This window comes from Candidatus Acidiferrales bacterium (assembly GCA_035934015.1).
In the GTDB taxonomy this organism is placed as follows: domain Bacteria; phylum Acidobacteriota; class Terriglobia; order Acidiferrales; family UBA7541; genus DAHUXN01.
In genome coordinates, this window is the sequence record DASYYH010000003.1 from 431,038 (window position 1) to 443,429 (window position 12,392).

The 12,392-nt window shown below is 58.2% G+C and carries 8 protein-coding genes; 5 read left to right on the forward strand and 3 right to left on the reverse strand.

Annotated elements, in window-relative coordinates; all coding sequences use genetic code 11:
• Window positions 1-161: 161 nt before the first annotated feature.
• From tig to rho, 5 genes are all read left to right on the forward strand, one after another.
• Window positions 162-1,451 carry a trigger factor gene (gene tig / locus VGR81_02145; GenBank protein HEV2287734.1) on the forward strand — a complete coding sequence of 430 codons (1,290 nt, stop codon included), beginning with the start codon at window positions 162-164 and terminating at the stop codon, window positions 1,449-1,451.
• 39 nt (window positions 1,452-1,490) lie between these two features.
• Entirely contained in the window at window positions 1,491-2,111 is a 621-nt protein-coding gene (gene clpP, locus VGR81_02150; protein HEV2287735.1) for an ATP-dependent Clp endopeptidase proteolytic subunit ClpP, read from the forward strand.
• Between the two features lie 117 nt (window positions 2,112-2,228).
• Window positions 2,229-3,479 (forward strand): ATP-dependent Clp protease ATP-binding subunit ClpX, encoded by a 1,251-nt coding sequence (clpX, locus tag VGR81_02155; GenBank protein HEV2287736.1) that lies wholly within the window; start codon window positions 2,229-2,231, stop codon window positions 3,477-3,479.
• 3 nt (window positions 3,480-3,482) lie between these two features.
• Window positions 3,483-5,915, forward strand: a complete 2,433-nt coding sequence (gene lon / locus VGR81_02160; protein ID HEV2287737.1) for an endopeptidase La — start codon at window positions 3,483-3,485, stop codon at window positions 5,913-5,915.
• Between the two features lie 267 nt (window positions 5,916-6,182).
• Window positions 6,183-7,436 (forward strand): transcription termination factor Rho, encoded by a 1,254-nt coding sequence (gene rho / locus VGR81_02165; GenBank protein ID HEV2287738.1) that lies wholly within the window; start codon window positions 6,183-6,185, stop codon window positions 7,434-7,436.
• Between the two features lie 113 nt (window positions 7,437-7,549).
• Here rho and cmk read toward each other — a convergent pair whose 3' ends face one another.
• The 3 genes from cmk to aspS form a co-directional block, all read right to left on the reverse strand.
• Window positions 7,550-8,227 (reverse strand): (d)CMP kinase, encoded by a 678-nt coding sequence (cmk, locus tag VGR81_02170; protein ID HEV2287739.1) that lies wholly within the window; start codon window positions 8,225-8,227, stop codon window positions 7,550-7,552.
• A complete protein-coding gene (gene mutL, locus VGR81_02175; GenBank protein HEV2287740.1) occupies window positions 8,227-10,284 on the reverse strand; it encodes a DNA mismatch repair endonuclease MutL in 2,058 nt (685 codons plus the stop codon). Before mutL ends, cmk begins: the two co-directional genes overlap by 1 nt.
• A gap of 253 nt (window positions 10,285-10,537) precedes the next feature.
• The gene (aspS, locus tag VGR81_02180; GenBank protein ID HEV2287741.1) at window positions 10,538-12,340 is read right to left on the reverse strand and encodes an aspartate--tRNA ligase; all 1,803 of its coding nucleotides are present in this window, start codon (window positions 12,338-12,340) and stop codon (window positions 10,538-10,540) included.
• Window positions 12,341-12,392: the final 52 nt, after the last annotated feature.

Here is a 12,392-nt window from a genome sequence, read left to right on the forward strand (position 1 = left end):
CATTTTGATCGCCGGGTTGACGCGCGAATGCGCTTCGCCTATACTTTTTGACGTGGGTGATTGGTTGCTGTTTCCTTCCCTTGCTGCGAGAAATCCCGAAAAAGCACAAGAGAGCGAAAGGGGCCGCGACCTGCAGTTGTGATTCCCCCTGGGATACGTGAATGACTGAAGCGACCTGCCGGCGCGAACTCGAACTCGAGATTCCCGCGGAAAATGTTCAGAAAACCAGCGAAAAGATCGCGCGCGATCTGGCGCGCGTGGCGCGCATTCCCGGCTTTCGGCCCGGCAAAGCTCCGGTGACGCTGATTCGGCGGCGATTTGCGGAAGAAATCAAAGGCGAAGTGCTCGAATCGCTTGTGCCGGAGCACATCGAACGGGCGCTGAATGAAAAGAAACTGACGCCCGTCACACGGCCGCAAGTCGACAAAGTGGAATTCACGGATGCGGGTCCGCTGAAATTCCGCGCGGTGTTCGAAGTGCTGCCGGAATTCGAGCTGGGCGATTACAAAAACCTCGAGATCGAAGTTGAGGCCACCGAAGTTGGCGACGCGGAGGTGAATAAAACGCTCGAAGAGATGCGCGAGCGTGCCGCAACGTACGCTCCCGTGGAAGGCCGGACTGCGCAGGACAATGATTACGTCCAAGTGAAACTAATGGGTACGCCGGCGGGCGGCGGAGATCCCATTCGCGCGGAGAATGTGGTCTGCCACATTGGCGCGGAAGAAACACTTGATTCGTTCAACCAGAACTTGCGCGGAGCGTCCGTCGGTGAGACGAAGAGGTTTGAGACAAAATATCCCGACGACTATCCGGACGCGAAACTTGCAGGCAAGACTTACCATTACGCTCTGGATATTCGCGCCATCCGCGAGAAGAAATTGCCGGAGCTCAACGATGAATTCGTGAAAGAACTGGGAGAAGGCGCGGCAGGAGCAAAAACGCTCGAAGAGCTGCGCGGAAAGATACGCGAGAGGCTCAACGAAGCCCGGGACGACCAGGAAAAAGCGCAGGTGCGCGAGAAGATTTTGGATGAAATCGTCAAGCGGCATGACTTCCCGGTGCCGGAAGCTTTGATCGAGCATCAAATGGACGTGCGGCTGGAGCGCGTGGTGCGGTCGCTGGCGCAGCAGGGTGTGGATCCGCGAGCGGTCAACGTTGACTGGGTGGCGATGAGGCAGCGGCAGCATGACCGCGCGGAGCGCGACGTCAAGGCGGAGATTTTACTGGACCGCATCGCGGACGCGGAGAAGATTGAAGTGAGCGACGAAGAGCTCGATAAAGAGATTACATCCTTTGCGCAGCGTAGTGGCGAATCCGCAGCAGCAGTTCGCGCTCGCTTGACAAAGGAAGGGACGCTCGATAGGATGAAATCGAAGTTACGCAGTGATAAAGCAATCGATTGGCTTCACCACTCGGCTCGAATTCAAACCATCGCCAAACGTGAAAAATAATTTTTGGTTCGTACTCCCCAGCGCGACGGACAACCCCCGATGAGAGACAGGGAATTCCCTTCTTCGCAAGCAACCACACTCGTTCCCATGGTCGTCGAGCAGACGAACCGCGGCGAACGCGCCTATGACATTTACTCGCGACTGCTGAAAGACCACATCATTTTCATCGGCACGCCGATTGACGACCACGTAGCGAACCTGGTGACCGCGCAATTGCTTTTCCTGGCCGCTGAGGATCCCGAAAAAGACATTTCGATTTACATCAATTCGCCCGGCGGCGTGATCACGGCGGGGATGGCCATTTACGACACGATGCAATTTGTGCGGCCCGACGTTGTGACGTATTGCATAGGGCAGGCCGCATCGATTGCGGCGGTGCTGCTGATGGCCGGAGCACCCAAGAAGCGATATTCGCTGCCGAATGCGCGGATCCTGATTCATCAGCCGTGGCTGAGCGGCCTGTCGGGCCAGGCGACGGATATTGATATCCACGCAAAAGAGATTCTGCGGACGCGCGACTCCCTGAACAAACTCGTCGCCCATCATACGGGCCAGTCCGTGGAAAAGATCGAGCGAGACGTCGAACGCGATTTCATCATGTCCGCGGAACAGGCGAAGGAATACGGGATCGTCGACGAGATCATCTCCAAAGCTCGATAGCCGTTCCAAAAGGTTAGTAGCTAACCCGAAGAAAAATCGCACGACGGCGTCTCCGCGCCGTAGAATAGCGATTAAGATTTCTGGCATATGCAGATTTGAGTGGAGGCAGAAAACCCAGTGAAGCGATTCAGCTCAGACGAAGCCCTGCACTGTTCCTTCTGCCATAAAACGCAGGAGCAGGTGGAGAAGCTCATCAGCTCCCCTTCGGAATTTCCGCGATCCTATATTTGCAACGAATGTATCAGCGTCTGCCAGCAGATTCTTGAAGAAGAAAAGCGCGAGCAAGCCGGTCCGGTAAACAAACGTCTGCCACGCCCGCCGGAAATCAAGACATTTCTCGACGGATACGTCATCGGCCAGGAAAAAACGAAAAAGAAACTCGCTGTTGCCGTCTACAACCATTACAAGCGCATCTTCCTCAATCGCCAGCCAAGCGACGTCGAACTGACCAAGTCCAATATTCTTCTCATCGGTCCGACGGGCACGGGCAAGACGCTTCTCGCGCAGACATTGTCGCGCATGCTGGATGTTCCGTTTGCGATTGTGGATGCGACGACGCTGACGGAAGCGGGCTACGTCGGCGAAGACGTGGAAAACATTATTCTGAAACTCCTCCAAGCCGCCGACGGCGACGTGCAAAAGGCGCAGCAAGGCATCATATACATCGACGAGATCGACAAGATTTCCAAGAAGGACGAGAACCCTTCCATCACGCGCGATGTTTCCGGAGAAGGCGTACAGCAGGCGCTGCTGAAGATTTTGGAAGGCACTACGGCGAACGTCCCTCCGCAGGGCGGACGCAAGCACCCGCATCAGGAATTCACGGCCGTGGATACGACGAACATTCTTTTCATCTGCGGCGGCGCGTTTGTGGGGATGGAAAAAATCATCGAGCGCCGCATCGGACAAAAATCGCTTGGGTTCCATGCCGACGTGCAGCCCTCGACTCCTTCGCGGCGCAATATCGAGGTCCTCGAACAGGCGCAGCCGACCGATTTGATTCGGTATGGGCTGATTCCCGAATTTGTGGGGCGCCTGCCGGTCGTCGGCGTGCTGGGGGATTTGGACAAATCCGCGCTGATTCGCATTTTGCAGGAACCGAAGAACGCGCTGCTTCGTCAATATCAGAAGCTCTTTGAGTTTGAAAACGTCCGGCTGAAGTTCACGGACGATGCGCTGGAAACCGTTGCGGAACTGGCGCTGCAGCGCAAGGTGGGCGCGCGCGGCCTGCGAATGATATTAGAAGATCTCATGCTCGACCTGATGTACCACTTGCCCTCTCAGCGGAAACTGCGCGACTTCATTGTGACGGCGGAAATGGTGAAGAGCCGCGAGATCAATTGGAGTTTGCTGGAGAAAGCGGGTTAGGTCTTGGCGAAAGACATCGAAGGTTCCATGTTCAACCGGGAAAAACTCGAAGTAAAACGCGTGCCCATGATGCCCGTGCGGGAGCTGGTGATTTTCCCGCAGATGATGAACCCGTTCATCGTGGGACGCGAAGCCTCTGTGCGCGCTCTAGAAGAGGCGCTGGCGGGCGAAAAGAAGATTTTCCTGGCCACGCAGCACGATGCATCAGTGGATGATCCGCGGCCGGACGAAATCTATCAGGTCGGAACGCTCGCGAATATCGTACAGAGCGTCAAGCTCCCCGATGGCAATATCAAAGTGCTGGTCGAAGGGGCGGAACGCGCGAAAGTCGTGCAGATTACGAATGACGAAGGCTTTTTCCGCGCCTCGATTCGCATTATTCCGTCGAAAGCGGAGCCCAGCCCGCAACTGGAGCAGACGGCCAGCCGCGTGACCGGCCTTTTCGAGCAGTACGTGAAACTTTCGCAGTCGCTGAACTACGACACGATGATCGCCGCTGTTCGCGTAGACGATCCGGCCAAGCTCGCCGACGCCATCGCCGCCAATTTGCAGATCCCCATCGAAGAGAAGCAGGAACTGCTCGAGATTTTTGACCCGCTGGAGCGCCTGAATCGCATCGCGGAAATCCTCGACGCGGAGACCGAAAAACTGAACGTCGACCGCAGCATCAATACGCGCGTCAAGCGGCAGATGGAACGCGCGCAAAAAGAGTATTACCTCAATGAAAAACTCAAGGCCATTCAGAAGGAACTGGGGCGCGGCGAAGCGGGCGAACTCGAACAGCTCAAGAAAAAGATCGAAACCTCCGGCATGCCCAAGGAAGTGCAGGAAAAGGCCATGCAGGAGATGAAGCGTCTCGAAATGATGCCGCCGATGTCTGCAGAATCGACGGTTTCGCGAAACTACCTCGATTGGATGCTGGCCGTACCGTGGAAAAAACGCTCGAAGGAAATTCGCGACATCCAGCGCGCCGAGCAAATCCTGAACGAAGATCATTTCGGGCTGGAGAAAATCAAGGAACGCATCCTGGAATTCCTCGCGGTACGGCAACTGGTGAAGAATCCGAAAGGATCGATCCTGTGCTTTGTTGGCCCTCCGGGAGTCGGCAAGACTTCACTGGCAATGTCGATCGGCAAAGCGACGGGGCGAAAATTCGTGCGCGTGTCGCTTGGCGGCGTGCGCGACGAAGCAGAGATTCGCGGGCATCGCCGCACCTATATCGGCGCTCTTCCCGGACAGATTATCCAGATGATGCGCAAAGCGGGGACCGTCAATCCCGTGTTTGTTCTCGACGAAGTGGACAAGATGTCCATGGATTTTCGCGGCGATCCATCCGCAGCGCTGATGGAAGTGCTGGACCCGGAATTGAATCACGCATTCACGGACCATTACCTGGACGTCGAATATGATCTCTCGAAGGTGATGTTCGTGTGCACCGCAAACGTGCTGCACACGATTCCGCAGCCGCTGCAAGACCGCATGGAAGTCCTGCGCTTGCCGGGATACACGGAACAGGAAAAACTGCAGATCGCCAAGCGATTCCTGGTTCCCAAGCAGCGAGAGGCCAACGGCATTGCCGAGGAAAATCTCAGCTTTACCGACGAGGGCTTGCTGCACATCATCCGCCATTACACGCATGAAGCGGGCGTGCGCAACCTGGAGCGCGAAATCGCCAATATTTGCCGCAAAGTGGCGCGCAAACTCGTTGCTGAAGGAAAATCAGCGCGCGCGGACATCACGCCTGCGAACCTCTCCGATTATCTGGGCATTCTGAAATACCGCGACATCTGGGCGGAGAAGAAAAACGAAATCGGCCTGGCCGTTGGCCTGGCTTGGACGGAAGTCGGCGGGCAGGTGCTGAGCACGGAAGCGACACTGATGCAAGGCAAAGGACGGCTGACGCTTACGGGAAAGCTTGGAGACGTGATGCAAGAGTCGGCGCAGGCGGCGATGAGCTATGTCCGGTCGCGCGGCCATTTCTTCGGCCTGCCGAAAGATTTTTACCGCCATCTCGATATTCACGTGCATATCCCCGAAGGAGCGATCCCGAAGGACGGCCCGTCGGCAGGCATCACACTGTGCACTTCCATCGTCAGCGCGCTGACGCGCATTCCCGTGCGCTGCGACGTGGCCATGACCGGCGAAATCACACTGCGCGGCAAGGTGCTGCCCATCGGCGGCGTGAAAGAAAAACTGATGGCCGCTCACCGGCTGGGATTGCGGACGGTGATTCTGCCTCGCGACAATGAAAAAGATCTCGCGGATGTTCCCGCGGAAATTCAGGCGCAGCTCTCCGTGAAACTGGTGGAGACGATGGACGAAGTTTTGCGCCTGGCACTCGAACGGCCTCTGCCGACGATCGCTCCTGCGCCGGTTCCCGAGGTGGCGGCGGAATTCGACGCCGGTGCATCGCAAGACAGCGAGTTCGCGAATTAAGAAAGTGGCAAATTGCAGGACAGAGAGTCGCTTCGTACCTCTGCCGCGAAAATGAACGCAGTCCGTTGAAGCAGTTTTGGGCATTCAGTTTCCCGCGAAACTGGAACAAAAGTTCCGACCGGAGGGGGAAGTCACCGGCCAGTTGCAACAATCACCTGCCCGAGGAATATCCCGAATGCATCCGCATCGGAGGGACCTCAGGTCGAAAACTAGGAATGAGAAGTCGGAAATCCAATAAATCACATTGAAGGAAAGAATTTTATGAGCATCAGTCTTGCAGAACTGAAAGACCGCAACATCACAGACCTGGCGAAGATCGCCAAGGAGCTGAATATTCCCGGCGCCGGCGGCATGCGCAAGCAGGAGCTGATCTTTCAGATCCTCCGCGCGCAGACCGAAAAGAACGGGCTGATTTTTTCCGAGGGCGTCCTCGAATGCCTGCCCGACGGCTTCGGTTTCCTGCGCGCGCCGGAATACAACTACCTGCCGGGGCCGGACGACATCTACGTCTCGCCATCGCAAATCCGCAAGTTCGATCTGCGCACGGGCGATACGGTCTCCGGACAGGTGCGCCCGCCGAAGGACGGCGAGCGCTACTTCGCGCTGATTAAAGTCGAGGCCGTGAATTTCGAAGATCCGGAAGTGGCGCGCAACAAGATTTTCTTCGACAACCTGACGCCGCTTTATCCGCAGGAACGCATTCGCCTGGAAACGACAAAGGAAAACTTGACCGGACGCGTGCTGGATATGCTCTGCCCCATCGGCAAGGGGCAGCGCGGACTGATTGTCGCGCCGCCGCGCACCGGCAAAACCATGATGCTGCAGTCGCTTGCCAATTCGATCACCACGAACCATCCGGAGATTGCGCTGATTGTGCTGCTCATTGATGAGCGGCCGGAGGAAGTGACGGATATGCAGCGCACGGTGAAGGGCGAAGTCATCAGTTCGACGTTCGACGAGCCGCCGCAGCGCCATATTCAAGTCGCCGAAATGGTCCTGGAGAAGGCCAAGCGTTTGGTCGAGCACAAGCGCGATGTCGTGGTGCTTCTGGACTCGCTCACGCGCCTCGGACGCGCCTATAACGCCGTGACGCCTCCCTCCGGCAAAGTTCTTTCCGGCGGTATTGACGCCAACGCTTTGCAGCGCCCGCGCCGGTTTTTTGCCGCTGCGCGAAATATCGAAGAGGGTGGATCGCTAACCATCATCGCTACCGCGTTGATTGACACCGGCAGCCGCATGGACGACGTCATCTTTGAAGAATTCAAAGGCACAGGCAACATGGAAATCAATCTCGACCGACGGCTGGTGGACAAGCGCGTGTTCCCGACGATCGACATCAACCGCTCTGGTACGCGCAAGGATGAATTGCTGCTGCCTGCGGATGAGTTGAACCGCGTGTGGGTGCTGCGCAAAGTGCTGAGCCCGCTTTCGACCGTGGAAGCGATGGAACTGCTGCTGGGCCGGCTCGTCAAAAATAAGAGCAACGCGGAGTTTCTCGCTTCGATGTCCAGCCCAAATTGAAGTTGAACGATTGATCTGCAGTTATTCGAGCAGACGCAATCTCACTTCCTTGCGAATTTGCGCGAACGATTTTGCCTGAAGCTCGGCACCGGGCTGTCACGGACATTTCTCCGTCATTTATCGCGCGCCAACATGGCGATCAGGCGGGCGACTTCTTCCGGCTCCATTGCCGTGCTGTCCACGAACACGGCGCCTTCCGCGCAGACAAGCGGCGAATGCTCGCGTTCGGCGTCGCGACGGTCGCGCTCGCGAATTTCTTCGAGTGTGCGCGCCAGGTCAATTTTGTCGCCCTTTTGCTGATGCTCCAGCCAGCGGCGCCGAGCGCGAACCGCGTCGGAAGCCGTGAGGAAGATTTTCAAATCCGCATCGGGGAATACGACGCTGGCGATGTCACGCCCTTCCATCACCACGCCGCCATTCGCGCCTGCGCGTCGCTGCTCGGCGACGAGCACGTGCCGGACACCTTCAATCACAGCGACCTTCGATGCCGCTTGCGAAACTTCCGGCGTTCGGATGGCTGCGGTCACATCTTCCCCGTCGAGGAAGACGCGCTGCGCGCCATCATTTTCAAGTGAGCCCGCGCGCAAATCGATGCGCGTCTCGCGCGCCAGAGCGACCATCGCGTCTTTCACATCCATCGCCATCTTTGCGCGCAGCGCCTTCAAAGCCACGGCGCGATACATCGCGCCTGAATCGATGTACGCATAGTTAAGCAGCTGCGCGACGCGCCGCGCGGCCGTGCTCTTCCCCGAACCGACCGGGCCATCGATCGCGATCACCGATTTGCGCATCAGATTCGCTTGAACGCACGCTCGATTTCGCGCACGGAGTATCGCAGCACAACGGGCCGGCCGTGCGGGCAGCTCATGGGATACTCGGTTTTCGCGAGCTCTGCGAGGAGCCACTCCATCTTTGTTTGGTCGAGCGGCATGTTCACTTTGATTGCCGCCTGGCACGCCGTCGATGCCGCGATGCGCGCCTGCAACGATTCGAGCGAGATCGATTGCGCTTCGCGCGCGACGCCATCCAAAATCTCCGCCAGCAATTTTTCCGCATTGCCGCTGGCAATCCCCGCCGGAGCCGCCGAAATCGCCACGGCGCGCGGCCCCATTAGCTCGGCTTCAAATCCATTGGCGCGCAACTCGTCTGCGATTTGCTCGAAGATCACCATTTGATGCGGCGCGAGCTCCACCACAATGGGCATCAGCAACCGCTGGCCGCCAACGGCGCCCGCGCGTCGCGCAGCGAGATGCTTTTCGAAGAGCACGCGCTCATGTGCGACGTGCTGATCAACAATCCACAAACCCTCGCCGTTCACCGCAACGATGTAGCTCGCGCTGATTTGGCCGAGCGGCTTCAGATCGTTGATATTTTGCGGCCCCGGCAGAGCGGCACCCGATTGCGATTCGTATGCGACAGGCTGCTGGCAGGCATCGCCATCGGAAGGCGCGCCCGCCGGCAAAGGGATTGTGCCGATTGCATCGAAATCGAGTTTCTGCGGCAGCGGAGGAACCGGCGCGCCAGTCAATTCGAAATCTTCGGACGCGGCGCCCCCGGAAATAACTTCCGTCGGAATGATGGCGCGCGGCGGCCCGGGGAAAGCTCCAGTTTGCGATGCCGCAGCGGCACGAGCGCCTGGCGTAACGCTCGGCGAAAAATCCGGGGCGCTGCTCGCTGGCGCCGATGCTCCCGCCGCAGCCGCCATGGATGCCGCCTCGACCGCGCCGGTCGGAAACTTCGGCACCGGCCGCGCGTTCGCAAGCGCTAGACGAATTGAATCACGCACGAAATCGTGCACCACCTGCGAATGCCGAAAGCGCACTTCAACTTTCGCCGGATGCACGTTGACGTCGACTTCCTGGCAAGGCAAATCGATGAAAAGCAGCACGGCGGCGAATGCGCTTGAGGGAAGAATGTTGCGATATGCTTCGCCGATCGCGTGCAGCACCAGACGGTCACGAATCAACCGGCGATTCACAAAAATATAAATGCCGTTGCGATTCGTGCGCTGAACTTCCGGCCGCGACACGAAACCCGAAACGCGAATGCGCGAGGCTTCTTCGCCCGGCTCCATCTCCGGCTCGGTGATCGCCGCGCGAATTGGCGTCTCCGACGGCTGCATTTCGACAAGCTCGGCCGCAGCCTGGCGTCCGAAGACTTGATAGACACGCTCGGCCATCGTCGCGACGGGCGTAGCGTTGAGAATCTCTTGCGTCGGCGTCTTCAGCAGAAAATGTTTATCCGCATGCGCGAGAGCGTAGTGCGTGACGAGCGATGCGATGTGGCCGAGCTCCGTGGTTTCAGATTTCAGAAATTTTCGCCGCGCGGGGACGCAATAAAACAAATCGCTGACGCTGATGGCCGTTCCTGCCGGGGCGCCCGCAGGCTTCACACCGATGAGCTTGCCGCCCGCGAATTCGATGCGCGTTCCCTGCTCTTCTTCCGCGGCGCGCGTCTCGAGCGTCAGACGCGAAACCGCGGCAATCGATGGCAGAGCTTCGCCACGAAAACCAAGCGTCGCAATCGAGAGCAGATCGTCCGCGGTGCGCAGCTTCGATGTCGCGTGGCGCTCGAACGCCAGCAGCGCGTCGTCGTGCAGCATTCCCGAGCCATCGTCGGTGATGCGAATCAGGCGCTTCCCGCCGGACTCCACTTCGACGCGAACCGATTTCGCGCCGGCGTCGAGCGAATTTTCAAGCAGCTCCTTCACAACAGACGCGGGCCGCTCGACGACTTCGCCTGCGGCGATCTTGTTCGCGACATTTTCCGGAAGTATCCGTATCCGCGACATCATTTCCCGTGTGAACGCAAGCGTCTGCGACGCGTCCAGTTCGCGACACCAACACACACCGCAAGAAATCCGCAAAACACCGCAGCAATTCCACATACAGCTAATATCCAAATGGATGATTCGGCGAATCCCGTCATAACGCAGACGGCGAATCCGACTGCAACAATACTTACGCCGATTGCCTCAAACAGAATAACCCGGTCGTACGAGTACTTTTTGAACGCTACGTAAAGCATCGAGAGCAAAGCGGCACACAAAGTAACTGCCTTGGCGTAACGCAGGGGGTTTGGAAAGCTAAGGCCCACCATGTTCATGCTCCGCTCGCGGTCGGCTTTTCTTTTGGCTTCAGCATGATTCCCAACTGATCCAGTTGCTCCTCTTCCACTTCGCTTGGCGATTCGGCCATGAGATCCTGCGCGGCGGTGGTTTTCGGGAACGCGATGATTTCCCGCAACGATCTTTCGCCTGCGAGAAGCGCAGCGACGCGGTCGATTCCAAGCGCGATCCCGCCGTGCGGAGGCGTGCCATAAGTGAGTGCGTCGAGGAAAAATCCAAAGCGCCGCCGCGCGGTTTCGTCGGAAAGGCCGAGTGCCTTGAAGACGCGCGCCTGCACGTCCTGCCGGTGAATTCGGATGCTGCCTGAGCCAAGCTCGACGCCATTGAGCACAAGGTCATAACCCTTCGACCGAACTTCTCCGCGCTTCGCTTCGTCTTCGAGCTTGTCCAAGTCTTCCTCGATGATTCCCGTGAACGGATGCTGCGCGCTCACCCAGCGCTTGTCGGTTTCGCTCCACTCGAAAAGCGGAAAGCCCGTGACCCACAAGAATTCCCAGCGGTCTTTGCTGATTAAATTCAATTGCTCGCCGAGCCGCAGGCGCATTTGGCCGGCGACGGTTGCGGCGGCATCGCTTCCGGGCGTCTGCTCTTTCGCCGCAATGGCGAAAATCATGTCGTTGCGTTTCGCTCCAACGGATTTCGCCAACTCTACGAGCGCGTTCGCGCCGAGCGTTTTCTCGAGCGACGAACTCACGCCTTCGGGCGATACTTTGATCGTATAGACGCCTTTCGCGCCGATGGACTTCGCCTGCTCGGTCAAATCGTCAAGCTGCTTGCGCGACCACGCCGCCGCGCCCGGCGCAACGAGCGCGTAAACGTTCCCTTCGATGCCGAACGTGGCGCGCGCAGGCTCGAAAAATCTCGTGACGTTTTGCAATTCCATACCGAAGCGCAAATCGGGCTTGTCCGAGCCGTAGCGCTTGAGCGCGTCCTTGTATTGCATGTGGCGAAATGGCCGCCGCACAGTCACGCCAATCACGCTCATGGCGCGTTCCATCACGCGCTCGATGACCTCGAAAATGTCCTGCTGGCGCGGAAACGACATCTCCAAATCGAGTTGCGTGAATTCCGGCTGGCGGTCGGCGCGCAAGTCCTCGTCGCGGAAGCAGCGCACGATCTGAAAATAGCGGTCCATGCCGCTGATCATCAAAATCTGCTTGAAGATTTGCGGCGACTGAGGCAACGCATAGAACTGGCCGTGATGCACGCGGCTCGGCACCAGATAATCGCGCGCGCCTTCGGGAGTCGAACGCGTGAGCATCGGCGTCTCGATTTCATAGAAGCCAAGCTCGTCAAGCGCCTTGCGAATTTCAAACACAATGCGATGGCGCAGCGCGATATTTCTGTGCGGCTTGCGGCGGCGCAAGTCGATATAGCGATAGCGCAGGCGCGTTTCTTCGCTGGCGGTCGTTTCGTCTTCGATTTGAAATGGCGGCGTCTTGGCGTTGTTCAAAATGCAGACGCGCGTGGCCAGCACTTCCACGTCGCCCGTGGCAATCTCCGGATTCGGCTTCTCCCGCCGATTCACGCGGCCTTCGACAGCGACCACATATTCGGGGCGCACCTCGTCCGCCTTCGTATGCGCCTCGGGATATTTGTCGCGATTGCACACCACCTGGCAAATTCCCGCGCGGTCGCGCAGATCGAGGAAAATCAATTGGCCGAGGTCGCGGCGCCGGTGCACCCAGCCCATCAAAATCACGTTGCGGCCCGCGTCGGCCACGCGCAGATCGCCGCAATATCCCGTTCGTTTCAGGTCACCCAGTGAATCGAACAATTCTCATCTCCCGTGTTTCGTAGTTTGGTCTCCTGCGCGAACTCCACAAATG

Excerpts from the sequence above, each read along its gene's own strand:
- clpP (HEV2287735.1), top strand. The coding sequence starts at position 1,491 with ATGAGAGACAGGGAATTCCCTTCTTCGCAAGCAACCACACTCGTTCCC.
- cmk (HEV2287739.1), bottom strand. The coding sequence starts at position 8,227 with ATGCGCAAATCGGTGATCGCGATCGATGGCCCGGTCGGTTCGGGGAAG.
- tig (HEV2287734.1), top strand. The coding sequence starts at position 162 with ATGACTGAAGCGACCTGCCGGCGCGAACTCGAACTCGAGATTCCCGCG.